22 protein-coding genes are annotated in these 24,498 nt (G+C 40.4%); 18 read left to right on the top strand and 4 right to left on the bottom strand.

Going from position 1 to position 24,498, the window contains the following annotated elements:
- Positions 1-110: 110 nt before the first annotated feature.
- Together arsC and AAFN64_RS06090 are read left to right on the top strand one after the other, a co-directional pair.
- Positions 111-452, top strand: a complete 342-nt coding sequence (gene arsC / locus AAFN64_RS06095; RefSeq protein ID WP_300485785.1) for an arsenate reductase (glutaredoxin) — start codon at positions 111-113, stop codon at positions 450-452.
- A gap of 96 nt (positions 453-548) precedes the next feature.
- On the top strand, positions 549-3,026 hold the full coding sequence (locus AAFN64_RS06090; protein WP_347759685.1) for an outer membrane beta-barrel family protein: 2,478 nt from the start codon (positions 549-551) through the stop codon (positions 3,024-3,026).
- A gap of 70 nt (positions 3,027-3,096) precedes the next feature.
- Here AAFN64_RS06090 and AAFN64_RS06085 read toward each other — a convergent pair whose 3' ends face one another.
- The gene (locus tag AAFN64_RS06085) at positions 3,097-5,061 is read right to left on the bottom strand and encodes an endonuclease (RefSeq protein ID WP_347759684.1); all 1,965 of its coding nucleotides are present in this window, start codon (positions 5,059-5,061) and stop codon (positions 3,097-3,099) included.
- A 208-nt stretch (positions 5,062-5,269) separates the two neighbouring features.
- On the opposite strand from AAFN64_RS06085, the gene AAFN64_RS06080 reads away from it, so the two are divergent.
- From AAFN64_RS06080 to AAFN64_RS06035, 10 genes are all read left to right on the top strand, one after another.
- Positions 5,270-8,152 (top strand): aminopeptidase, encoded by a 2,883-nt coding sequence (locus AAFN64_RS06080; protein WP_347759683.1) that lies wholly within the window; start codon positions 5,270-5,272, stop codon positions 8,150-8,152.
- 205 nt (positions 8,153-8,357) lie between these two features.
- On the top strand, positions 8,358-10,763 hold the full coding sequence (locus tag AAFN64_RS06075) for an alpha-ketoacid dehydrogenase subunit alpha/beta (RefSeq protein ID WP_300485791.1): 2,406 nt from the start codon (positions 8,358-8,360) through the stop codon (positions 10,761-10,763).
- Between the two features lie 133 nt (positions 10,764-10,896).
- The gene (locus AAFN64_RS06070; RefSeq protein WP_347759681.1) at positions 10,897-11,451 is read left to right on the top strand and encodes an AAA family ATPase; all 555 of its coding nucleotides are present in this window, start codon (positions 10,897-10,899) and stop codon (positions 11,449-11,451) included.
- A 205-nt stretch (positions 11,452-11,656) separates the two neighbouring features.
- Complete coding sequence (locus AAFN64_RS06065) at positions 11,657-12,589, top strand: AraC family transcriptional regulator (RefSeq protein ID WP_347759680.1); 933 nt, start codon at positions 11,657-11,659, stop codon at positions 12,587-12,589.
- A gap of 72 nt (positions 12,590-12,661) precedes the next feature.
- On the top strand, positions 12,662-13,159 hold the full coding sequence (locus tag AAFN64_RS06060) for a VOC family protein (protein ID WP_300485797.1): 498 nt from the start codon (positions 12,662-12,664) through the stop codon (positions 13,157-13,159).
- 187 nt (positions 13,160-13,346) lie between these two features.
- The gene (locus tag AAFN64_RS06055; protein ID WP_347759679.1) at positions 13,347-13,832 is read left to right on the top strand and encodes a VOC family protein; all 486 of its coding nucleotides are present in this window, start codon (positions 13,347-13,349) and stop codon (positions 13,830-13,832) included.
- Between the two features lie 11 nt (positions 13,833-13,843).
- Complete coding sequence (locus AAFN64_RS06050) at positions 13,844-14,290, top strand: SRPBCC family protein (RefSeq protein ID WP_300485801.1); 447 nt, start codon at positions 13,844-13,846, stop codon at positions 14,288-14,290.
- 11 nt (positions 14,291-14,301) lie between these two features.
- Positions 14,302-15,213 carry a hypothetical protein gene (locus AAFN64_RS06045; protein ID WP_347759678.1) on the top strand — a complete coding sequence of 304 codons (912 nt, stop codon included), beginning with the start codon at positions 14,302-14,304 and terminating at the stop codon, positions 15,211-15,213.
- Between the two features lie 18 nt (positions 15,214-15,231).
- Positions 15,232-15,675 carry an SRPBCC domain-containing protein gene (locus AAFN64_RS06040; RefSeq protein WP_300485805.1) on the top strand — a complete coding sequence of 148 codons (444 nt, stop codon included), beginning with the start codon at positions 15,232-15,234 and terminating at the stop codon, positions 15,673-15,675.
- Position 15,676: 1 nt separating this feature from the next.
- Positions 15,677-16,045: a nuclear transport factor 2 family protein gene (locus AAFN64_RS06035; protein WP_300485807.1), complete on the top strand. Its 369-nt coding sequence runs from the start codon at positions 15,677-15,679 to the stop codon at positions 16,043-16,045.
- Between the two features lie 15 nt (positions 16,046-16,060).
- Here AAFN64_RS06035 and AAFN64_RS06030 read toward each other — a convergent pair whose 3' ends face one another.
- Positions 16,061-16,687, bottom strand: a complete 627-nt coding sequence (locus AAFN64_RS06030; protein ID WP_347759677.1) for a TetR/AcrR family transcriptional regulator — start codon at positions 16,685-16,687, stop codon at positions 16,061-16,063.
- Between the two features lie 79 nt (positions 16,688-16,766).
- Here AAFN64_RS06030 and AAFN64_RS06025 point away from each other — a divergent pair, with 79 nt between their 5' ends.
- The 6 genes from AAFN64_RS06025 (at position 16,767) to AAFN64_RS06000 (ending at position 22,865) form a co-directional block, all read left to right on the top strand.
- Positions 16,767-17,303, top strand: a complete 537-nt coding sequence (locus AAFN64_RS06025) for a DUF2867 domain-containing protein (protein WP_347759676.1) — start codon at positions 16,767-16,769, stop codon at positions 17,301-17,303.
- A gap of 41 nt (positions 17,304-17,344) precedes the next feature.
- Entirely contained in the window at positions 17,345-18,154 is an 810-nt protein-coding gene (locus AAFN64_RS06020) for an alpha/beta fold hydrolase (protein ID WP_347759675.1), read from the top strand.
- A gap of 19 nt (positions 18,155-18,173) precedes the next feature.
- Positions 18,174-20,684 (top strand): cation-translocating P-type ATPase, encoded by a 2,511-nt coding sequence (locus AAFN64_RS06015; protein WP_347759673.1) that lies wholly within the window; start codon positions 18,174-18,176, stop codon positions 20,682-20,684.
- Between the two features lie 78 nt (positions 20,685-20,762).
- Positions 20,763-21,632, top strand: a complete 870-nt coding sequence (locus AAFN64_RS06010; RefSeq protein WP_347759671.1) for a cation diffusion facilitator family transporter — start codon at positions 20,763-20,765, stop codon at positions 21,630-21,632.
- An 81-nt stretch (positions 21,633-21,713) separates the two neighbouring features.
- Entirely contained in the window at positions 21,714-22,343 is a 630-nt protein-coding gene (locus AAFN64_RS06005; protein ID WP_347759670.1) for a hypothetical protein, read from the top strand.
- A 63-nt stretch (positions 22,344-22,406) separates the two neighbouring features.
- Positions 22,407-22,865 (top strand): GyrI-like domain-containing protein, encoded by a 459-nt coding sequence (locus AAFN64_RS06000; protein WP_347759668.1) that lies wholly within the window; start codon positions 22,407-22,409, stop codon positions 22,863-22,865.
- A gap of 95 nt (positions 22,866-22,960) precedes the next feature.
- On the opposite strand, the gene AAFN64_RS05995 is transcribed toward AAFN64_RS06000, so the two are convergent.
- Both AAFN64_RS05995 and AAFN64_RS05990 read right to left on the bottom strand, forming a co-directional pair.
- Positions 22,961-23,809, bottom strand: coding sequence for a hypothetical protein (locus AAFN64_RS05995; protein ID WP_347759666.1), 849 nt, complete (start codon positions 23,807-23,809; stop codon positions 22,961-22,963).
- A 76-nt stretch (positions 23,810-23,885) separates the two neighbouring features.
- Positions 23,886-24,449, bottom strand: coding sequence for a hypothetical protein (locus AAFN64_RS05990; protein ID WP_347759665.1), 564 nt, complete (start codon positions 24,447-24,449; stop codon positions 23,886-23,888).
- Positions 24,450-24,498: the final 49 nt, after the last annotated feature.

Below are 24,498 nucleotides of genomic sequence, written 5' to 3'. Positions count from 1 at the left end.
TTACTGTATTTTAGTAAATTTCCTATAGCAACCTATGACGGAAAATTTGTTTTCACTAAGTTAATCCAATTTTCACAGAATAGTAGTTCCTTTGTAAAAAATATTGCGCTATGATTACAATTTACCACAACCCGAGATGCAGCAAATCCAGAGAAGGACTTTGCCTGTTGGAAGAAAAAGGAATTACATTTGAAACCGTAAAATACCTGGACGAACCTTTGAGCCGCGAAGAACTGCAATCGATTATCCAGAAACTAGGGATTAAACCGATCGAACTGGTGCGTCAGAAAGAAACGCTTTGGACCGAAAATTATAAAGGTCAGACGCTTTCCGACGATGCGATCATTACCCTTTTAGCCGAAAACCCAAAACTAATTGAACGTCCGATTGTTATCAATGGCGACAAAGCCGTTATTGGCCGGCCAACCGAAAAGATTCTGGATATTATTTAGAATCAGTATACGTTTGTTTTAACAAACATTTGTGATTCCGCACTTAAACCCAAGGTTACTTTTGCAGTCAAACCTTGCAAATCAAACTAATTACACATGAAACGATTTCATTTTGCGGTAGTAATGTTCTTACTATTGTCTTCTGTTGTCTCTTTCGCTCAAAAACCAGACGTCAATAAGGTTACCGTTACCGGACGTGTTGTGGACAGCGAAACCAAGCAACCCCTGGAATATGCTAATATCTATGCCCAAAATCTTAAAAACAAATCACTTGTTTCCGGTGCGATGACCAACGACAAAGGGGAATTCACTTTTGAAGTACCCGCCGGAAATTACTATATCAAGGTGGAATTCCTTTCCTTTAAGACTGTTGAAATCCCACAAAAAGAACTTAACAAAGACACCAGTCTGGGAATGATCACACTGGCACTTGATGCCAAACAACTTCAGGAAGTTACCGTAGTAGCCGAAAAAAGTACCGTAGAGATCAAACTGGACAAAAAAGTATACAACGTTGGAAAAGACATGACCGTTAAAGGCGGTAGCGTGAGCGATGTGTTGGACAATGTTCCTTCGGTTACGGTTGATTCTGACGGTAACGTAAGCTTGAGAGGTAACGACAACGTTCGTATTTTGATCGACGGAAAACCTTCGGGATTAGCCGGAATCAATGTTGCGGATGCTTTGCGTACACTTCCGGCCGATTCGGTTGATAAAGTGGAAGTCATCACCAACCCGTCGGCGCGTTATGATGCCGAAGGTGGTGCCGGTATTGTAAACATCATCCTTAAAAAAGGAAAAGCACAGGGAATTAACGGTAGCGTTATGGCTGTGGCCGGAAATCCGGACAATTTTGGTGGTAATACCAATATCAACTTCAGAAGCAAAGAGTTTAACCTGTTTACCAACTTCGGTTACAACTACAGCAACAGTCCGGGGAATTCGTTTACCGATTCGGAAAACTTAGATCGTACTACCGGTGCGGTTTCCAGCTATATCGAAGAGCGTCGTAAAAACAAAAGAGAGCGTAAAGGGTATAATGCCGGTTTCGGATTGGAATGGTATTTAACCAAATCCTTAACCTGGACGAACTCGATTGGAGTCCGTAAAAACAACGGTGCCAATCCGGATAATGTATTCTTTAATAATTATGATGCCAATCACGATTTTTTATACACTCGTAACCGTTTTAACGATCAGTCAAACGATTCACAAAATTTAGAATACTCGACAAATTTCACGCAGAAGTTTAAAAAAGATGGTCATAAATTAACCGTTGATTTTTCGGCTTCTACCAACCGTGATAATGACGATGCAACGATTAGCGATACCCGTTTTGATACCGGTGTGGCTACTATTGACAGAACCTTAAACAACCAAAAACAAACGCGAAGCCTGTTACAAGCCGATTACGTTTTACCAATTGGAAAGAAAAGTCAGTTTGAAGCGGGTTACCGTGGTGACTTTACCGATTTGATCACCGATTACCGTGTGGATCATTTTAGTAGTAACGCCTGGATGAACGATCCGAACTTTACCAATATTTTCGAATATAAAGAGCAAATCAACGCGCTTTATGCACAGTTTGGTTCTAAGATCAGTAAATTCAGTTATATGGTAGGAATGCGTTTTGAAGATTCCAACATCGGGATTGACTTTTTACGTACGGAACAATTCAACACCAAAAAATACCACAATTTCTTCCCAAGTGTATTCTTAAGCTATGAGTTTGCACAGGATAACAGTATTAGTTTAAGTTATAGCAAACGTATCAACCGTCCAAGAGGGCGTTTCCTAAATCCGTTTAACGGACTATCGAGTAACATCAACGTATTCGAAGGAAACCCGGATTTGAATCCGTCGTATACCAACTCCTTTGACCTGGGTTATTTGAAACGTTGGGACAAATTGACATTAAATACGTCAGCTTATTTTAATAAAACCGATGATAGTTTCCAGTTTATTAAAAAAGCAACCGGAAATGTAATCGACGGTAACCCGGTATACGCCAATACGCCGGTGAACTTAGCTACCGAATATCGTTTTGGTTTTGAATTTACGTTGAATTATACGCCATACAAATGGTGGAAATTAAACGGTAACTTCAACTTCTTCCGCAACGAGTTGGAAGGAAGTTATACTTATATTGATCAAAACAATACAGAGGTTTTTACCGATTTAAGCAATACGGCTTACAGCTGGTTTACCCGTGTGAGTTCGAAAGTGAGCTTACCGTATGGAATCGACTGGCAAACCAATGGGACGTATAATGCACCGCAAAATACCTCTCAGGGAAGAAGCGAAGGAATCCTATCGGCAAACTTAGCTTTGAGTAAAGACATTCTGAAAGATAAAGCAACAATTGCCTTAAATGTAAACGACGTTTTTAATTCCAGAAAAAGAATTACCGATACCAACATTCCACTCCTACTGAATTCACACAGTGAAATGCAATGGAGAGAGCGTCAGATCAACCTAACCTTTACGTACCGTTTTAACAAAAGTAAATCCGACAGGGATAAACAACAAAAACGCGACGATAATGGTGGTGGTGAAGAATATATGGGTGGATAATCTCCCAAAAGCAATAAAAAAAGCTCCGTATCTACGGAGCTTTTTTTATGCAATCTAGTTGTCGTTTTTTCTAATTGATGATCAACTTCTTAATCAGTGTTTGATCCGCTGCGGTTACTTTCGCCATATAAATTCCGGATGGCAATCCCAATTGTAATCGGGTTGTTCCGTCAAAATCGAATGTACGTACTTTTTGTCCGGCGATGTTATAGATTTCAATTTGTCCGCGATCAACGCTACCGCTAATCATCAGATAATCGTGTGCCGGATTCGGATACAATACCATTTGTAGTTTTGTTATATCTTCGGTTGTTAAGGTAGCCGACCATGCTTCTCCCGCATGAACACCCCAGATATAATCCGCTAAATTTGGATGATCAATAAATGGATTACGGTTCATTTGCCAGGTATAAATATAATTGTTACGATTCATTTCAAAATCATCCGATGGATCGCTGTGATTCCACGTCAATAAAGACGCCAGATCGCCCAATTGTCCTACCGTTGTATCCGGTGGATTACCGTTTACCAGATCCAATGCGTTATAACGGATCGCCATATAAAATAAAGCACGCGCTACATCGCCTTTCCAGGATCCCTGGTTGCCTACCGGTCCGTTATAATCGGTACCGCCATAATCGCGGTTGTTACGCGAACTGTTTTCCGGTCCGTCTTCCGCTCGTAAATGATGTGCATCGGCATGGGCCGCATTAATATCGTCCGCATTCGTTGGTAACCAAACATTGATTCCATCCGGTGTAGATGACGTTCCGTTACTAAATCCACCACGGGATTGCGGATAAATGTGTTCGCGGTTCCAGGTGCCTACATTACTGCTTCCGGTCTGAAAATCGAGTTTTGCACGTGGCGCTTCCACATACATCATCCAAACCTGATTGCTGTTTAGCGGATTCTGATCGGCTTTTTTCAGGATATCGACAATATCACCATAATTATGCGCGCGTACTACGGCCGGATTGGCAATAATATTCTGAATTCCCTGTTTTAGCGCTGCTCCGCTTAGTCCTTCCAGCGAACTGTAATAACCGGCCGGAGCGGTACTACTTACCACACCATGGGTAGGATTTAGAGGCGTTCCCCAGGCTGAAGTGGTATAATCGTTGTCAATTACGCGAATCTCGATAAAGTCGTTCATCCGAACATAACCCGATGGAAGTGTCCCGAATTTAATTCGTAAAACTTCATCGCCTTCGTCTTCGGTATCATCTACAAGTTGAATCGTCGTGGTAAACGAATTGGAACCTGCCGGTATAAAAACCGTAGTATTTCCGGTGAAATCAGCATTGGTAAAACTACCGTTGTTCAGCGTAAAATTAAAAGTAAGATTACTCGTTACATTCGTTTGCGTGGTAAAGGTGATGTTAAAACTATCGCCTTCGGTCAGATGTGTTGTCGGAGCGGTAATCGTGATACCGTTAAAAGCAATACCGCTACCATCGTTGTTACGGCCCGGTGTTGGCGCTTTAACTTCATACGTCCCGTCGTTTTTACGCTGAATGGATTGCGTAGTTCCCTGGGAATTCATATTTTCATTAATCTGAGTCGAAACACCCAAAGCGGTCAATAAAGCCGAGGCCTGCGTATTGTTGTTTCCGTAAACCAGCGCATCGATAAGATTGGTCGTTGAGGCCGGCGTATTCATTGGAAAACTGGAAGCACTCGCCTGATAAATCGCAATCGCATCCGGTCCGTTCTGAATGGTATTGATCGAAAAAAGATAGTTTGGAACCGGCGATACTAAGGGATTTCCCAATACGATAATTCCATTGGCATCGGTAACCATACCGTTTAAATCGATCACATAATAACTCAAATTCGACGTTCCGGTACTTCCACCGTTAAACATAACCAGAATATAGCCGTTTAACGAAAAATTGGGTGTCGCCGATTTTAATTCAACGAATTCTTTATCGTCTGTCGAAGGCGTATCCGAATCCAGTTCGTTGATAACCACCTGCGAAAACATAAAATTCGTCGCTAATAGAAATAAAATTTGGAGGAGTTTTTTTGTCATTATAAGAAAGTTTAAAGACAAATGTAGCCATAAAGACTAAAAAATGATCTTTTTCAAATGTTAATACGTAACTGGATATCAAAAAATTACCTTTTCTTAACATAGTAAAAGCAGGTTTTGGCATGGCTAAGCATCAAAATAGTGTCTGATTTTTTTTATTTCTGTTAAAAGAATTTTCGCAAATATTCTGAATTAAAATTGTAACATTGTGAATCGGGAATGTGAAACTATAAATCAGGTCAAACACAAGAAACGTTATCTATTGAAAGCCTATATCTATCTTTGTATTGCTTTACTTTCAGGAATATGCAGCATTCATGCGCAACACCACAGCGCCATGCAGATAACCGTTGATTCCGATGCCAAAACACTAAAGATTCAACAGGAAATAACCTATCACAACACGACCAACGACACGCTAAAAGATTATATTTTAAACGATTGGAACAATGCTTATTCCGATAAAAATTCACCTTTGGGGAAGCGCTTTTCGGACGAGTTTACCCGGATTTTCCATCTGGCGAGTGATAACGACCGCGGCCATACCGATATCGTTTCAATTATTGATCAAAATCAGAGAAGACTCGAATGGTCCCGCCTTCCCAACCAACCCGATCTGGTCGATGTACATTTGCTGAATCCTTTATATCCAAATCAGAAATTTAAAATCAACATCGTTTATTCGGTAAAGCTTCCGAACGATCGTTTTACGCGATACGGATTCGATAGTCAGGGCGGTTTTTATATCAAAAACTGGTTTTTAACCCCGGCGCGTTATGAAAAGGGCGGTTTTGTAAAAGACAGTAACGAAAACCTGGACGATATCTCGAATGCCGTATCCGATTTTGATATCCAGATTAAAATTCCGTCACAACTATCTCTGACAACCGATTTAGACGTTTTGGCTACAAACGAGGAGGATCCCTATAAAATATATAGCCTAAGTGGCAAAAACCGTCAGGATATACTACTGGCCGTTGAAACCGCCGCTACCTATAGCTTTTATAAAAACGATAAAACCGAAATCGCAACCAATATCAGCGAAAAAAAACTGGATGATTTCCAAAAAGCAGTGATCATCGACCGAGTGGTGAATTATGTTTCCGAGCATTTGGGTAGTCCGGCGCAAAATAAAATGATCATTAGTCAGACCGACTACGACCGTAATCCATTTTACGGACTTAACCAACTTCCAAAGTTTTTAAGACCTTTTCCGGATTCCTTTGTCTACGAATTGAAATTCCTGAAAACCTACGTCAACAATTACCTAAAAAACACCTTACAACTCAATCATCGCGATGACAACTGGATTTACGACGGTATTCAGGTTTATACGATGATGAAATATATAGAAGACAATTACCCGAATGTAAAAATGACCGGGACGCTTGCCCGTTATAAAATATTACGCGGTTTTAGTCTTTTTAGTACCGGTTTTAACGAACAATACAGCTATCTCTATCTGATGATGGCCCGTATGAATTTGGATCAGCCGATTGGAAATCCAAAAAACACCTTTGTTAAATTCAACGAGCAAATCTCCGGAAAATACAAAGCCGGACTGGCACTGAATTATCTGGATGCTTATTTGCAACAGGAAAGCGTGGATCAGGCGTTACACGATTTTGTGACCTTAAATAAAACGCAGCAAACGACGCGTCAGGATATCGAAAATATCCTAAAATCGAAAACGGATAAAAATATCGATTGGTTTTTTAAATCGGTGATCGATTCCAGAGATCTGATCGATTACAAATTTGGTAGAATCAAAGAAAGTGACGATGGTAAAACCGTACAGGTTACCGTTAAAAACAACGCGCATGCCACTGTACCGATATCCCTTTACGGGGTTAAAAAAGACCGCGTTATTTCGAAAGTATGGTTGCCCAATGTCGCCACCGATACCGTTGTGACCGTTTCCAAAGAAGGCATCGACCGATTGGCACTGAACTATGGCAATGAGGTGCCCGAATTTAACCGTCGGAATAATTATAAAACCTTAAAAGGGTTTCCAGCATTAAACCGTCCTATAAAATTTAACTTTTTTAAAGATCTGGAAGATCCGCAATACAACCAGTTATTCTATGTTCCGGATTTCAATTATAACCTCTATGACGGTCTGATTCTAGGAATGCGTATTCATAACGAAACCCTTTTGGACAAGCCATTCCAGTTTGACATCATACCGGATTATTCCAGTAATACCAAAGAATTGGTCGGTAGTGCCACACTCTCCTATTTCCATAACGTAAGAGACGAACGTTTGTATAATATCCGTTATTCCATTACGGGTTCAACCTTGCACTATGCGCCAAATGCTTCGTATACCAAGATTACACCATCGGTACAATTCCGATTCCGTGAACCGGATTATCGCGAAAATAAAAAGGAAACCATTTTATTCCGCCATGTTTTTGTAGAAAAAGAAGACTCTCCATTGTTGAAAAATAAAAAAGAAGAAAATTATTCCGTTTTCAATGCGCGCTATTCTGTTGGAGAAGCGGAAACAGCCAAATTATACAGCTTTCTGACCGATTTACAGATTGCCAATAATTTCAGTAAAATATCCGCGGAATACCAATACCGTAAATTATTTGACGACCGTCGTCAGTTAACCGTTCGTTTCTTTGGTGGTACGTTTATGTATAACGAAACCGGAACCGATTTCTTTAGTTTCGGATTGGATCGTCCATCGGATTATCTTTTCGGTTACAACCTTATCGGACGTTCGGAATCCACCGGCCTTTTCAGTCAGCAATTTGTGATGGCCGACGGCGGTTTTAAATCCAAATTGAAGAACCGTTATGCCAATCAGTGGATGACGACATCCAATGTTAGTGTTAGTATCTGGAACTGGATCGAAGCTTACGGCGATGCCGGGATTATTAAAAATAAGTTTTCCAATCCGCAGTTTGTATACGACAGTGGTATCCGACTCAATCTGGTTCAGGATTATTTCGAATTGTATTTTCCGGTATACTCCAACAATGGTTGGGAAGTAAAAGATCCGAACTATGGGCAACGTATTCGATTTGTCGTAACACTAAGCGCAAGGACATTAGTTTCCCTTTTTACCCGTAAGTGGTTCTAAATAAAACTTAAAAAAAGTCCCTTTTTTATTTTATTTTATTAGAAATACCTTGACAAAAAATAGGTTTCAATAAAATATATGCAACAAAAGCATCCTATACCCTCTTTTTTTTATCAAATATTAAATTGTAATTTTAACAATTCTTTGTTTTGTATTGGGTAAATAATTAAATTTGTCCAAATCTCATTTATTTTATTATTTGACTATGAATCAAACGGCCGCTAAAGAAGCGCTTTCTTTTGAAGATTTCAAAACAGAAGTGCTTAACGATTATAAAATTGCAACTATCAGTAGAGAATGCAGCTTGTTGGGAAGACGTGAAGTACTAACCGGTAAAGCGAAATTCGGGATTTTTGGAGATGGTAAAGAAGTGCCGCAACTTGCTATGGCAAAGGCATTTAAAAACGGTGATTTCCGTTCGGGATATTACCGCGACCAAACCTTTATGATGGCAATTGGCGAAATGACTATTCAACAGTTTTTTGCCGGTTTGTATGGCCATCCGGATTTGGCTCATGATCCGATGAGTGCCGGACGTCAAATGGGTGGACACTTTGCCACACATAGTCTGGATGAAAACGGAAACTGGAAAAACCTTACCGCTCAGAAAAATTCAAGTGCCGATATCTCTCCTACTGCCGGGCAAATGCCACGTCTTTTAGGTTTAGCACAGGCCTCAAAAATATACCGCAATGTAAGCGGACTGGAAAACAATACCAATTTCTCTGTAAACGGAAATGAAGTTGCCTGGGGAACCATTGGTAACGCTTCTACTTCCGAAGGTTTGTTTTTCGAAACCATCAATGCTGCCGGAGTATTACAGGTTCCGATGGTGATGAGTGTATGGGACGATGAATACGGAATTTCGGTTCATGCCCGTTACCAAACGACTAAAGAAAGTATTTCCGAAATATTAAAAGGATTCCAGCGTGAAGCCGACACCAACGGTTATGAGATCATTACCGTTAAAGGATGGGATTATCCGACTTTGGTCGAAACCTATGCCAAAGCAGCTGCCATCGCACGGGAACAACATATTCCGGTACTAATCCACGTACAGGAATTAACACAACCTCAGGGTCACTCCACTTCCGGATCGCACGAGCGTTACAAAAGCAAAGAGCGTTTGGAATGGGAAACCGAGTTCGATTGTATGGCGCAAATGCGTAAATGGCTAATCGAAAACAACATCGCTACAGCTGAAGAAATCGAAGCGATGGATACCGAGGCTAAAAAACAGGTTCTGGAAGGTAAAAAAGCCGCCTGGAGTGCCTACGTAAACCCGATTAAAGAAGAACAACAGGAATTGGTAGCGCTTTTAAACACCATTGCCGCTTCCAGTCCGAATAAAGTTTTTATTGAAAAATACAGCAACGATCTGGCCGCAATAAAAGAGCCAATTCGCAAAGATATTTTGGTTACAGCCCGTAAAATTGTTCGTCTTATCGTTAATGAAAGCGGAAAAGCACAATTGGCCAGCTGGATTACCAATTATACCGAAAAAGTACAACCGCGTTATAGTTCGCATTTGTTCTCACAATCGGATAAAAACATTTATAAAGTAGCCGAAGTGGCTCCGGTATATACCGAATCCTCCGAAGATGTGGACGCGCGTTTAATTATCCGTGATAACTTCGATGCTATTTTTACCAAATACCCGGAAGCTTTGATTTTTGGAGAAGATTCCGGAAATATCGGTGACGTAAATCAGGGATTGGAAGGCATGCAGGAAAAATACGGTGAATTCCGTGTGGCCGATGCCGGTATCCGTGAAGCGACCATTTTAGGTCAGGGAATCGGAATGGCAATGCGTGGTTTACGACCAATTGCCGAAATCCAATATCTGGATTATTTATTATATGCGATTCAGATCATGAGCGACGATTTGGCTACGTTACAATACCGTACAGCAGGTCGTCAGAAAGCACCATTGATCATTAGAACACGCGGACACCGTTTGGAAGGAATCTGGCATTCCGGTTCGCCAATGGGAATGATCCTGAACGCCATTCGTGGTATCCATGTTTTGGTTCCGCGTAGTATGACAAAAGCTGCCGGTTTTTACAATACTTTATTGGAAACCGACGAACCGGCTTTGGTTATCGAATGTTTGAACGGCTATCGTTTAAAAGAAAAAATGCCAACCAATTTAGGAGATTTCAAGACGCCAATTGGTGTGATCGAAACACTTAAAGAAGGTAGCGATATTACTTTGGTTTCCTACGGTTCTACACTTCGTTTGGTAGAACAGGCTGCTAAAGAATTACAGGAAGTAGGTATTGATGCCGAAATCATCGATGTACAATCATTGTTACCTTTCGATATCAACCACGACATCGTGAAAAGCCTTGCCAAAACCAACCGTCTACTGGTAATCGACGAAGATGTACCGGGTGGTGCTTCGGCTTATATCTTACAACAGATTATCGACACACAAAAAGGATACCTGCACTTAGACAGTCAGCCGCAAACATTGGCTGCCAAAGCGCACCGTCCGGCTTATGGAACCGACGGGGATTATTTCTCCAAACCATCTGTAGAAGATATCTTCGAAAAGGTTTATGAGATTATGAACGAAGTAAATCCTTCAAAATATCCAAGCCTTTATTAATAAAGGACATTAAAAAAACCGGAATTAGTTCCGGTTTTTTTTGCTACTTACCCAACATTCATAACGTATTGCTATCAAAGCCTCAGCTATTACTTTTATTTACAACTTAGATAACGTAACTTAAAGATTCCTTATGCCGGATAACTATTATGTACTAACCGGTGGTCCCGGTTCCGGAAAAACCACCTTACTCGACGCCCTCGCTCAAAGCGGTTATTCGTGTATCCCTGAGGTGGCCCGGGAAATTATCAGCGAACAAATCCGGGACAATGGTACTGCGCTACCCTGGCAGGATTACGTTTTATATACGCAGCTCATGCTCGAACGTTCGGTTTTAAGTTATACGGAAACCACAAAAAAGCACATTCCAAATCAGCCGGTTTTCTTCGATCGCGGCATTCCCGATACATTATGCTATGCCGAGTTAACAAAACAACCGATTACCGAAATAATGACATCGTATGCCCGGGAGTATCGTTACAATCGTAACGTTTTTATCCTACCGCCCTGGGAAGCAATTTATCATACCGATGCCGAACGCAAACAAAGTTGGGAAGAAGCCGTTGCGACCTACGAACAAATGGTAAAAACATACCGACAATACGGTTATAGCATTATAGAAGTTCCAAAAGACACTGTCGAAAACCGGCTGACTTTTATGCTACAACATACAAAAGCCACTCTGTAAAACATTTGATCAAAAGATTAAAGGGATCTGTTTTCCACTTAAAAACAAAAGCGGTTTCCGGTTTTATTTTTCTTTTCAGATTATAACAAATTTCAAAAAATAATCAAAAAGTGTTGTTTTTCAGAATAATATAAAAAAATCGTACATTTATAACACGAAAAGTTATACGAATACCGTTACTAAAATATAATCGAAACTGGTTATCATGCTGGAAAAACAATGCTACATTAACAAAGAACTTTTTTTACAACGTCCAAAACCTTTGGATATCCCGACTTTTATTTCGCTTTTTTCCGGATTGACAGAAAAAGCCGACTCAAAGCCGTTCCATGACGATTTCGCAGTTCTAGAAATTGATCCTTCCGTAAAACCAGTTGGCGTGGCCCGCTTTGGATTTACGAGCGTACTGCTTTGCCTTTCCGGTAGTCTGGAGAGCATTGTTGGGCAGCATCAATTTACCATAAAAGCGCACGATATCGCTATTATTCCAGCCGAACATATTAATGCTTTATCCGGGTTTTCAGACGATTTTAAAGCCAAACTAATCGTATTCCGTTCCGATTTTCTAAGAAAAGGATTCCTGAATACCGCCATTTTGGATGAATTGCTCTATATCAATCCGGATTATCCGCCCATTTTTGAACTGGACACGGTCAATTTTGAGGCCAATCTATATAAGTTCGATAAGATACTGGAAGAACAAAATAAGACCAATCCTTTTTTTCTGGATATGATCCGGTTATATCTGGTTCAGATTCTATTCGATTACAATCGCGTTTGCGAAATCTGTCTGCTCAATTCCACAACCAATATGAACCGGCAGTTCCAGATTGTTCATAAATTCCGTAAACTGATTGACCGTCACTTTGCCACACTTAAAACCGTAAAAGAGTATGCTGATTTACTGCATATCACTCCTAAATACCTGAGCGAATGTACCAAACAACAATTAGGTTATTCTGCCATTGATTTGATCCACCAACGCATTCTATTGGAATCGGAATTTTTATTGCGCTATTCCGAACTCACCATTAAAGAGATCTCGATTTTTCTGAATTTTGATACGATTTCTCATTTTGGACGTTTTTTTAAAGCGCAAAAAAACCAAACACCATCCGAATACCGTCAAACTCGGTAAAATTGGTTCTTATAACCGCAATACCGCTCTTGATGTCCCTGTCGTTTTACCGGAAATTTGCCTAAAAATTATATGAAACATTTTTTAGCAACAGCCGTTTTGACCGGGTTATTCGTTGTAACCGCCTGTCAGAACAAAACAAAAACAACAGTTACCATGAATGAAAACACAAGCGGTTTCAGTGCCGTTCAGTTCCGAATCGCACGTCCTACCAACAATTTAAAAGCGGTTGTGACTTTTTACAAAGAGGCTTTAGGTTTAAAAGAATTAGGCTCCTTTTCCGGACACGATGGCTATGATGGCGTTATGCTTGGTCTTCCCGGCGAACAGTATCATCTGGAATTTACGCAACATAACAGTCAGACTGCTTTACCGGAACCAACCCGCGAAAATTTATTGGTTTTTTATTTTGACACACCCGAAAAATACCATCAGGCCGTACAACGGATGGCCGATTCCGGAATCACTCCCGTAGCACCTGAAAATCCCTATTGGAACGGAAAAAGCGAAACCTATGAAGATCCGGACAAATGGCGGGTAATCCTTTTTAACGGAATATACAAACCCTGATTCAAAGAAGAATCCTTTCAATACCAGAACATTTAAAGGATTCTTCTTTTTATTTGGATTTACCTCATCCATTTTTTATCCCTATTCCACACACTTACAACAAACTACTCGTGTTTTAGCGCTCAAATACTTCTTTTATTCCTACAATTCTGCTAAATTTGAGATAGCAAACAAAAAACTACCGATTATGGACAAACCTATTCAAAAAATAACGCCTTTTCTCTGGTTTAACAATCAGGCAGAAGAAGCCATGAATTTCTATATTTCCATTTTCAACAATGCCCGCGTACTCAAAACCAGCTATTATAGCGAAGGTGGCCCTGCTCCAGCCGGTACATTAATGACCGCCAGCTTTCTACTGGAAGGACAAGAATTCGTCGCGCTAAATGGCGGTCCGCAATTTACCTTTACACCGGCCATTTCATTTGTCGTAAATTGTCACAATCAGGACGAAATTGATCTTTTATGGCATAAACTTTCCGAAGGTGGTCAGCAGCAAAAATGCGGTTGGTTACAGGATCAATACGGTGTATCCTGGCAGATCGTACCTGCAATTATAGGCGAACTTATGGGTTCTAACGATCCTGAAAAGTCCCATCGTGTGATGATGGCTTTATTACAAATGGACAAACTCGATATCAGTATTCTGCAACAAGCCTATAATGGCGCTTAAAAATATCTCCTATGCATCCACAAACGTATAGCGCTAAAGCCGCAATGCTTATCCGCAGACCGGTTTCTGAAGTATTTGAAGCCTTTATCAACCCGGATATCACCACAAAATTCTGGTTTACCAAAAGCAGCGGACCGCTCGAAGCCGGGAAATCCGTACAATGGGATTGGGAAATGTACCACCATTCCGTTACCATAACCGTAAAAACCATCGAACCCAATAAACGTATCGTAATCGAATGGCCTACCACGGTTGAGTTTGCGTTTACCGCACGGGAAGACAACACCACTTTTGTGAGCATTACCGACTCCGGTTACGACGGAACCGTAGATGAAATTATTGCCGATGTCCGCAACGCTACCGAAGGCTTTACACTCGTTTTGGCCTCTTTGAAGGCACTTTTGGAACATCATATCAACTTAGCACTGGTAGCCGACCGTTTTCCTGATTTTGAGTGATATTTATAACGATGAAACACCTCTTCCTTTATAGCTTTCTGTTAATCAGTCGGATTATTTTTGCCGGCAATCCGTCAATTACGGACACTCCTTTTCACGCTTTGGTTCAACAATGGAACAACGCACATAGTACTACTACTACCGATTCGTTCGAATCCTTATATGATACTACCGTATTATTTTATGGGAAGCCGGAAAGCAAAGCCGGCTGTATTACCCGGAAAATAGCGCTATTAAAAAAATTCCCGGATTTTAAACAAACCGTAAACAACATTATAATCGAAAAACAGACCGATGGTACTGTGAAATGCAGTTTTCTGAAAACGGTACGGTATAACGGAAAAAACGAAAATTATCCCTCTTATCTCGTTTTTAAAAATGATGCTCCCGATTGGAAAATCATAGCGGAAAGCGATCTTATAACCGATAAAAATCGTGCTAAAAAACAAGCATCCGCTTTTAAAATTCCGGAAGATGCCGTAAAAGGCGATTATAATGGCGATGGCAAAGCGGAATATATGTGGCTGGAAGCACCGCAACTGAGTGATAATGAAATGGACTGCATTGGTAGTTGCACTGCTTATATCCGGTTTTCCGACACGACAATCCCCGCCATTAGTATTCAGGACTGTATTGGCGGTTACCCGACTAATAAAGGTGACCTGAACGGAAACAAAACCGACGAAATTGGCCTGCTGCCCGAATGGTTTACCAGTTGCTGGCGTTCCTATTATGTGTGGACTTTAAAAAACGGAAAATGGATCTATGCGGTCAAACCTTTTTCAACGCATTGTACCCAATGGGAAAATGATGTTATACCGATTGAGATCGATAAAAATAAAAAGGGAAATGTGATCATTCGATATAGTCAGATTTCCGATACTGATATTATTATTAAAACTGCATCCCTAAAAGTAAACTAACCTCAAAAGCTCCAACTTATGAAAATTCTACATTTTAAAATCGATATTAAAGCGCCGCGTACCACGGTATGGAATGCGCTATGGGAAGACGCCAACTACCGTAAATGGGCTGCTGTTTTCAGCGAAGGTTCAACCGCTGTTTCCGACTGGCAGGAAGGTAGTCGCATCCTGTTTGTAGACGCCAGTCAGAGTGGTATGTATAGTATTATTGATCAAATGGTCCCAAACGAAATCATGTCTTTTAAGCATCTCGGAATTCTTAAAAACGGTAAAGAAGAACCGTTGGACGAGGAAAGTAAAAAATGGACCGGAGCGATGGAAAACTATATTTTAATCGATTTGGAAGAGGTAACACAACTGGAAATCAGCATGGACATTACAGAAGACTTTGAAGACTATTTCAACCAAAAATTTCCGCAGGCGTTGGAAATTGTAAAAAATATTGCAGAAAACGGAAACTAATATGAATACAGCCCTTTTAAACGCCGTAACCGATTTTATCAGAGGAGGCGACAACAGCGATACCGCTCTATTGGATCGGGTATTGCATCAGGACTTTAGAAATACACAAAACGGCTTTTTTGAAAAAGAAGGCGTGGTAATTTTCAGTAAAACCGATTACTTGAAATTGATCGAAGACAAAGTATTTGGCGGAAAACCTCGCGAACTAACCATTATTTCTGTAGATCAGATCGGTAAGATTGCTATGGTCAAAGCAGAATTAAAAAGTAGTGCTTTGTCGTTTATCTCCTTTATCTCGCTAGTTTTAGATGATCATAATGAATGGAAAATTATTGAAAATTTTCCGCATATCTCCACCAATCACTCGTAATATTCTTTCCTGTCGTTATTCATAAAGCGGCAGGATTTCCTGAAATTGTTTTTTCCCTTTTAAGGTCAGATACGGATAAATGGAATGCATAAATAAAAGCGTATGGTTTCCCATCGGGCGGTAGCCAATCGCATTTTCGGTGATTTCTTCTGCCGAAAGATAAAAATCCAAAATAATCTGGATGCGCTTATACAACATTTCATATTCGTCCAGTAATTCTGCTTCACGAAACAGACCGGAATCGATAAATTGTTCAATCATGCGCAAAAACTGTAGCTTACGTGAAATGATCAGTTGCTTATAATGTGCCGAAATAACATCGTTATTACGCATCAGGTGTACGATATCCAAATAGACAAAACGATAGGCATAAATGGTAACAAAAAAGCTATCTACAAAAGTGATCAGATTCTGTAAACTCACCTCCTTCTCGCCCATCTGTCTAAATTCTTCACTAATCCAGTTAACCAGATCAAAATACAAAGCTTCCTCTATATTTTCTTTCTTTTTAAAATGGTACGTTAGATTTCCGGGGCTTATTCCCAAATACTCTGAGATTTTTCGCTGACTCACATTTGGCAATCCGTAAGTATTGAAAAGCTCTAAAGCCGCTTCCAATATTTTCTTTTTTGTTTTATTCATGGTACAAAAATATAAAAATTAGTACAACTGTACTAATTTTAACTTTATTTAGTACATTTGCCCTAAAGTATTTACTCCTATGAAAGTAATTGAAGTTAACTATACGCCTGGTGAAAACGCTATTAGTAGTTTAACCCGAATTGATTTTTCCGATACTTTCGCTACCACAAATCATACAAATTCAATTACAGAAATAACCCAACTAATCTTTGGTCGTTCTCCAAAATGGATCCGTGCCTTGTTTGCTGTCCGTAATTTCATGGTGCGCTTTATCGGTCTGAAAAACGACAAACCGGCAGACTATAACGTCGGTTTTGAAGTAGGCCATTACATTGGATTTTTCCGAATTTTTTCAATAACCGAAAATGAAATGCTATTGGGTGCCGATGATACACATCTCAATTTCAGAGCCGTGATCACAAGCTCGCAAACGCCTTTATACAATATAAAAGTCACAACGCTGGTATCCTACAACAACCGTAAGGGACGTATGTATATGCAGTTTATAAAACCCTTTCATCGCATGGTTGTTAAAAACATGGTGCAGCAAGCCTATAAAAATCCTGATTCGGAAGCCAAGCCAAAAAGAAAAAAATCTTTGAATTTGGCTAAATAATCGGTACTTTTAAGGGAATCCTAAAACCAAATACATTCCCCATGGCAAAGTATTTTATTTCCTTTCTCATTTTACTATCATTTACCAATAGCTGGGCTTTAAAACCGGATAAAAACTATATCGCAAAACCGGAAGATCTTTCGTTACGCTATACAACCAATACGATTACCACTTCCGATGGATATGCGTTACATTCCTGGACAATTCAACCCGATCCGGCGAACGATAAAAAGACCACTTTGATTCTGACTTATGGCGATTCCGGGAATATGTCCTATTGGCTTAATCAGGCGTGGGTCGCATCGAATAATGGTTATACCGTAGTGCTTTTTGATTATCGCGGTTTCGGGCAAAGTCAGGATTTTACGATCAACAATGATTACCTGTATTATAATGAGTTTGTAACCGATCTGGAAGCTGTAATCCAATGGGCTAAAACCAAAAATAAAAATAATAAAACCGGTATCTGGGCATTTTCAATGGGAACCATTATGACCAACATGGCCCTACAGAAACAGTCGGTCGATTTTGTAATTGCCGAAGGTTTGGTTTTCGATCCATCTGCCATTGCTGCCAAAATCAAACAGGCTAAAGACAAAACGATACTCCTACCGGATACCAACTTCAACATTCAAAAATTATCAACCACTATCCGTTGTCCTTATTTGCTTTTTGCCGGCAAACAAGACAAAATGACTACGGTGGCAGACAGTAAGTTGTTTTCGGAAATGGCTACAAACAGAGAATTAATCGAATTTGACGGGAATCATCTGGAAGGTTTTGCTAAATTATCGCAGGGGGATTTTGGAACTACCTATATGCAAAGAATAAACAGTTTTATACAACGTTAACTCTACAATCTTACAAACCATGCAGAATAGTAAAGGCCTTACCACACAAGAAGTACTCGAATCCCGAAAAAAATACGGTAAAAACGAAGTCGACTACAAAAAAGAAAACGGCTTTTGGAAAGCTGTCAAAGAATTGCTAAAAGAACCGATGGTGGTATTGCTTTTAGTCGCAGCACTATTGTATTTTATCAGTGGGGATACCGGTGATGCGATTTTCCTTGCTTCGGCCATTGTTCTCGTAGCCGCCATCTCCTTATATCAGGATTCCCGAAGTCGGAATGCTCTCGAAAAATTAAAAGCTTATACCGAACCGGAATGTACCGTAATTCGTAACGGTACTACCGAAAAAATAAAAAGTACCGAACTCGTTGTAGGCGATCATCTCGTGGTGGAAGAAGGAACTTCTATTGCTGCGGATGCCCGGATTATACAGGCCAACGACTTTTCGGTTAACGAATCGATTCTCACCGGCGAATCCCTATCCGTCTCCAAAGACCCTACAAGTCCGGAACCCTACCTCTATCAGGGAACCACCGTTGTAAGCGGACTTGCAATTGCTATCGTTACAGCTATTGGCAATCAAACCCGACTGGGACAAATCGGAAAAAGCCTCGAAAGCATCAAAGAGGAAAAAACGCCGCTCGAACAACAAATCGGGAATTTTGTCAAAAAAATGGTGCTTTTGGGTGCTATTATTTTCCTGATTGTATGGAGTATTAATTATTATCATTCCGGAAACCTGCTCGACAGTTTACTCAAAGCCTTAACGCTCGCCATGAGTATACTCCCGGAAGAAATCCCCGTAGCTTTTACCACATTTATGGCACTCGGAGCCTGGCGTTTAATGCGGTTGGGAATATTGGTCAAGCAAATGAAAACAGTAGAAACCCTTGGTAGTGCTACTGTAATTTGTACCGATAAAACCGGAACACTCACCGAAAATAAAATGAGCCTGGCTAAAATCTATTCGTTTCAAACCGATACAATTTCGGATTATGCCGACAGTACGAATAGCGAAAGCAATGCAATCATCCGGATGGCGATGTGGTCCAGTGAACCGATTCCTTTTGATCCGATGGAAATTGCGCTTCATAACGCTTATCGGGAAACCCATAATCCCGATGAACGCCCGGAATATAAAATGGCGCACGAATACCCTTTAGGCGGTAAGCCACCCATGATGACGCATATCTTCGAAAACAGCTCCAAAAACCGCATTATTGCTGCCAAAGGGGCACCCGAAGCTTTTTTAGACTGCATTCCTTTTGACGAAACACAAAAAAATAAAATCAACAATGCGATTCAGCAACTCGCTTCCGACGGTTACCGCATTCTTGGCGTAGCTGAAGCCACTTTTGACGGAACGCAATACCCGAAACGCCAACAGGATTTCCCGTTTGTATTTAAAGGAATCGTGGCGTTTTACGATCCGCCGAAAAAAAATATCGGCGAAGTGCTGCAACAATTTTACAAAGCCGGTATTACGGTAAAAATTGTAACGGGAGACAATGCCGAAACCACGACTGCCATAGCGCGGCAGATTCAATTTTCGGGTAGCGAAAACAGTTTGAACGGAGACGAGCTGGTGCGGATGGACGAACAGGAACTACAACAACGCGTACAAAACACCCATGTATTTACCCGAATGTATCCCGAAACCAAACTAAAAATCATCAATGCTTTAAAAGCTCAGGGCGAAATCGTAGCCATGACCGGCGACGGCGTAAATGACGGACCGGCACTAAAAGCAGCGCATATTGGTATCGCCATGGGGAAAAAAGGTACCGAAATTGCCAAACAGGCGGCTTCCCTGATTTTACTGGAAGACGATTTATCAAAAATGGTTACCGCCATTGCGATGGGAAGACGGATTTATACCAATCTGAAAAAAGCAATCCAGTACATTATCTCGATTCATATACCGATTATTTTAACGGTCTTTTTACCGTTGGCACTGGGTTGGATGTATCCGAATATCTTTTCGCCGGTTCACGTGATTTTTCTCGAATTGATCATGGGACCTACCTGCTCCATCATTTATGAAAACGAACCGATGGAAGCCAATAGTATGAATCGGAACCCACGACCGTTTTCGACTACGTTTTTTAACTGGAAAGAGCTTTTTACCAGCATCATACAAGGATTGGGTATAACGGCCGGAATTATCATTGTGTACCAGTTTGCGGTTTATGATGGTTATAGCGAAAATGCAACGCGAACGCTGGTTTTTACAACATTGATTATTGCAAATATTTTCCTGACGCTAGTGAACCGTTCGTTTTATTATTCCGTGATACGAACATTGCGCTATAAAAACAATATGATTACAGGGATCATTCTATTGACATTGGTACTGCTCGGCATGATGTTGTTTATTCCGCCACTGACTTCCTTTTTTGAGTTCGAAAAGCTACCGTTACAATCATTAGCGCTTAGTAGTGCCGTTGGATTTTTATCGGTTATCTGGTTTGAACTGGTCAAAGGATGGAAACGCAGCAAGGAGCATAACCCTTACGAACAGAAAAAATAGTTCTCGTTTAAAAAACATTTTTTTAATCTTCGGACATTTATATTTTATGTAATTTCGACCTCTATTTGGAAGCTTACTATGACGAACGAACAAACCGCTATCAAGACCACCTATTTCAGTATTATCGGGAATACCGCTCTGGCGCTGATTAAAGGATTAACCGGTTATTTTGGGAACTCCTACGCCCTTATTGCCGATGCGATCGAATCGACTACCGATATTTTTGCTTCGTTTCTGGTATTGTTCGGTATTAAATATTCCAATAGACCGGCCGATAAAAATCATCCTTACGGACATGGGCGGGCCGAACCTTTGATCACCTTCCTTGTTGTTGGTTTTCTGATCACTTCGGCTACGATTATTGCCTACGAAAGCATTATCAATATCAATACACCACATGACCTGCCAAAACCGTATACACTGATTGTTTTGGGGGCTATCATTATTTGGAAAGAGATTTCGTTTCGGATGGTTTATAAAAAAGGAATTGAAACCAATAGTTCATCTTTAAAAGCCGATGCCTGGCACCACCGAAGCGATGCTATTACGTCGCTGGCTGCATTTATCGGAATTTCCATCGCTTTGTTTTTTGGAAAAGGATACGAATCAGCCGACGATTGGGCGGCTTTGTTTGCCTCTTTTTTTATCCTTTATAACAGCTATCTGATTTTCCGTCCCGCTTTGGGTGAAATCATGGATGAACATTTTTACGACGATCTGATCGAAGAAATACGCACCATTTCAGTTCAGGTGGATGGTGTTATCGATACCGAAAAATGCTTTATCCGGAAATCCGGTATGAAATACCATGTGGACTTGCACGCTATTGTAAACGCGCAGCTTACCGTTAAAGAAGGTCATGAAATCGCACACCGGCTTAAGGATACGCTAAAAGAACAAATTCCGGAACTGGGCCATATTCTGATTCATATCGAACCCAACGAATAATTTTTTTTTACGGCAACTGACATACTGTTGTCACTCGCCACTACTACTTTCGTGCTGTTAGTAATTTAATCACATAACACCATGATAAAAGTACCCCACCTGAAGGCTTCCGTAATGGAGTTTACCCGTTTCCGAATAACCGAAAACACCACAGAAGAAGCGCTCTTAAAAGCCATTTCCGATTTCGAAAATGATTTTCTGGCACATCAGAAAGGCATTGTTTTTCACTGTCTTGCTAAAAATGATAAAGGAGAATATGCGAATATTCTTTTGGCCGAGCACACCGCTGTACTTACTGCTATTGAAAAAGATATCGTTTCGAATCCCGGTGCGCTTTCTTTTTTAAAATTGATCGATAAAAAAACGGTCGACATCCATTATCTGGACATCGAAAAAGAAGCCTTCTTTATGCCGGAACATTTTTCCTGTATTGAATTCGGAACATTTGCCTTAAAAAAAGGGAATATTCAGCAGTTACTATCGGTTTCCGAGGCTATTGAAAAAAATTACCTGTCGCGTTTCCAAAATACCCAATTGCATTTTATCGGATCGCTTTCGGAAGATATGTATGCCGAAGTGACGTTTGGAACAACTTTGGAAGCCACACAACAAATCTGTTCCGGTTATCTTTCCGATTCAAACGGTCTGGCGCTGATGGAAATGATCGACGAAACCCGAATGGCACTTGATTTTTGGTCGGTCGTATCCTAAAATCACCTTTAAAATGAATACATTTGGACAATCCGTTTCCCATTTACCTTAAAAAACAAAAACATGAATATCGAAAAAATAGCCTCTTTTAGCGTGATCGGAATTGCCGTGCGCACCACTAACGAAAATCAACAGGCGATGACCGATATCGGAGCGTTATGGCAACAATTTATATCGGAAAAACTGTTGGAAAAGATTCCGAACAAAATCGATACTACGATTTACTGTATTTACACCGATTACGAAAAAGACCATACCCAACCGTATACCACCATTTTGGGCTGTCGTGTATCCGATACGTCGCTTGTTCCCGAAGGAATGGTCGCCAAAACATTTGTATCCGGAACCTATGATAAAGTAATTGTGAAAGGAAATATTTTTCAAGGCGCACTTGCCGAAGCCTGGTTTGATATCTGGAATTCCGACAGAAACAGAGCGTACACCGCCGACTTTGAAGTTTATTCCGAAAAAGCCAGTGATCCTGAAAATGCCGAAGTGGCTATTTATATCGCCCTGGCATAATCTAAAGTATAAAAGCACGGATTACAAATCCGCGCTTTTTATTTTGTACAAGATGATTTCGTATTCGTTTCTATATGCCTGACGCAAAACCCGTGTTATAGGCTATCTTCCCAGGTTTTCATTGTTAGCGGTGTCGGTATCCGACTTGGTTTTAAGGGATTCAAATCGTGCACCATTTCCAGATTTGTATAGTCAACAGAACCGTCGGTTGCTATTTTTGAAGCATATAATTTCCCTTCTTTGGTCGCAATTATCCGGTTTCTATTGTCAATGTCGGCCCACGTAATATCATGGAGCTTTATTTTCTCTTCCTTTCTTCCCAAATAAAACAAATCAACGTTTTTTCGCTGTTCGGGATGGTAAAAGGTAATCCAATACAAAGCCGCACTATTCGTGATGTTTTTCTTCCAAAGTTTTGGAACGATACTTTTCGGAGTCGTTTCTTGGAGTAACGGCGTCGTTTCCTTTTGAATAAAAGAGGGATCTTTTTCTTCCGTCCATCCGTTTATTTCCTGTCGATGCTCATGCAATAAATTGACCTGACCTTTTGAAAGTGAATATTCTTTTTGTGTTTGAAAAGTCTCAACATTCAAATGAGACGGTACAGGATAGTGATCAAGCGCTTGGGTAGATTGTACATTAAGTACTACTGTTTTTTCATCGGCGAATAACCCTCCTCCTCTATCAAAAAGCATATCTCCGTGTTCCCAAACGGTAAGCGCGGTCCAGAATGGCGGTTTACTGATGACCGTTCTGCTCCTACCGTTTTCAAAATTATCGACCGCATAAATCAGGTAGTTACCGGAAGGCGATATATCACAATTTCGCATCGGTACTTTTTTATGGATCCATTGTCCGGGTTCCAGCGTGTCGTTATCCAAATTCCAAATACTCATCTGAATCCAGTCGGTTGGACCACGTCTAAAAACAATGGCACTATTCATTATTCTAGATTTAAGAAAGAAAATTCGAGCGGTTGTAGTATTGGGATGATTCAATTCGAAGTGATTTTTTGTTTTATTAGCTTCTCTTATAGCATAATCGCGGATGTGTACCTTCAAGTTCTCCTTTCTTGATCAATTGCGCTACTTCTGCTTCGCTCCATTCGTACGGATAATCTTTACCATTTGCGATACCAATAACGGCCATCGAATCTAAAATGGTTGCGATAATATTTTCAAAAACTGCGGCATGAGGATCGTATATATAATCTCTTGTGGTAATAACCATATATTCAATCGTCTGATTATCTAATGAATCAAATGAAACGCCAACATCATAGGGTGCCAATCCATCAAATTTTTCTTCAATACCTCTGTAGTTGACTAATCCTCCGGTTCTGTGGTTTCTAAGTTTTTCAATAAGATCATCATGCTCCTGTTTCGACTCCGGATCGATGAATTTCGATTCAAATACATAATCGCTGCCATCATCGGTTTCAATATCGGCAAGGAAAACCGAATCGAATGGTTCTTCTTCAAATTCGAAATGATGCTTCCTTAAAACAGTGTCCATACGATCAAACACACACTTCATATCAGAAGGAGAAACAACAATTACAATAACCTGACTTAAATGGGACATTTTTCTATTTATGGGTTACTTGTTTTGGTAAGAATTAGTGCGATTCCGC

The sequence above is a fragment of the Flavobacterium sp. CAU 1735 genome, assembly GCF_039888695.1.
In the GTDB taxonomy this organism is placed as follows: Bacteria; Bacteroidota; Bacteroidia; order Flavobacteriales; family Flavobacteriaceae; genus Flavobacterium.
Note: the sequence above shows the minus strand (reverse complement) of the source record. Positions and strands in the feature narration are given on the sequence as shown.

Excerpts from the sequence above, each read along its gene's own strand:
- arsC (WP_300485785.1), top strand. The coding sequence starts at position 111 with ATGATTACAATTTACCACAACCCGAGATGCAGCAAATCCAGAGAAGGA.
- AAFN64_RS06090 (WP_347759685.1), top strand. The coding sequence starts at position 549 with ATGAAACGATTTCATTTTGCGGTAGTAATGTTCTTACTATTGTCTTCT.
- AAFN64_RS06085 (WP_347759684.1), bottom strand. The coding sequence starts at position 5,061 with ATGACAAAAAAACTCCTCCAAATTTTATTTCTATTAGCGACGAATTTT.
- AAFN64_RS06075 (WP_300485791.1), top strand. The coding sequence starts at position 8,358 with ATGAATCAAACGGCCGCTAAAGAAGCGCTTTCTTTTGAAGATTTCAAA.
- AAFN64_RS06070 (WP_347759681.1), top strand. The coding sequence starts at position 10,897 with ATGCCGGATAACTATTATGTACTAACCGGTGGTCCCGGTTCCGGAAAA.
- AAFN64_RS06065 (WP_347759680.1), top strand. The coding sequence starts at position 11,657 with ATGCTGGAAAAACAATGCTACATTAACAAAGAACTTTTTTTACAACGT.
- AAFN64_RS06060 (WP_300485797.1), top strand. The coding sequence starts at position 12,662 with ATGAAACATTTTTTAGCAACAGCCGTTTTGACCGGGTTATTCGTTGTA.
- AAFN64_RS06055 (WP_347759679.1), top strand. The coding sequence starts at position 13,347 with ATGGACAAACCTATTCAAAAAATAACGCCTTTTCTCTGGTTTAACAAT.
- AAFN64_RS06050 (WP_300485801.1), top strand. The coding sequence starts at position 13,844 with ATGCATCCACAAACGTATAGCGCTAAAGCCGCAATGCTTATCCGCAGA.
- AAFN64_RS06045 (WP_347759678.1), top strand. The coding sequence starts at position 14,302 with ATGAAACACCTCTTCCTTTATAGCTTTCTGTTAATCAGTCGGATTATT.
- AAFN64_RS06040 (WP_300485805.1), top strand. The coding sequence starts at position 15,232 with ATGAAAATTCTACATTTTAAAATCGATATTAAAGCGCCGCGTACCACG.
- AAFN64_RS06035 (WP_300485807.1), top strand. The coding sequence starts at position 15,677 with ATGAATACAGCCCTTTTAAACGCCGTAACCGATTTTATCAGAGGAGGC.
- AAFN64_RS06030 (WP_347759677.1), bottom strand. The coding sequence starts at position 16,687 with ATGAATAAAACAAAAAAGAAAATATTGGAAGCGGCTTTAGAGCTTTTC.
- AAFN64_RS06025 (WP_347759676.1), top strand. The coding sequence starts at position 16,767 with ATGAAAGTAATTGAAGTTAACTATACGCCTGGTGAAAACGCTATTAGT.
- AAFN64_RS06020 (WP_347759675.1), top strand. The coding sequence starts at position 17,345 with ATGGCAAAGTATTTTATTTCCTTTCTCATTTTACTATCATTTACCAAT.
- AAFN64_RS06015 (WP_347759673.1), top strand. The coding sequence starts at position 18,174 with ATGCAGAATAGTAAAGGCCTTACCACACAAGAAGTACTCGAATCCCGA.
- AAFN64_RS06010 (WP_347759671.1), top strand. The coding sequence starts at position 20,763 with ATGACGAACGAACAAACCGCTATCAAGACCACCTATTTCAGTATTATC.
- AAFN64_RS06005 (WP_347759670.1), top strand. The coding sequence starts at position 21,714 with ATGATAAAAGTACCCCACCTGAAGGCTTCCGTAATGGAGTTTACCCGT.
- AAFN64_RS06000 (WP_347759668.1), top strand. The coding sequence starts at position 22,407 with ATGAATATCGAAAAAATAGCCTCTTTTAGCGTGATCGGAATTGCCGTG.
- AAFN64_RS05995 (WP_347759666.1), bottom strand. The coding sequence starts at position 23,809 with ATGAATAGTGCCATTGTTTTTAGACGTGGTCCAACCGACTGGATTCAG.
- AAFN64_RS05990 (WP_347759665.1), bottom strand. The coding sequence starts at position 24,449 with ATGTCCCATTTAAGTCAGGTTATTGTAATTGTTGTTTCTCCTTCTGAT.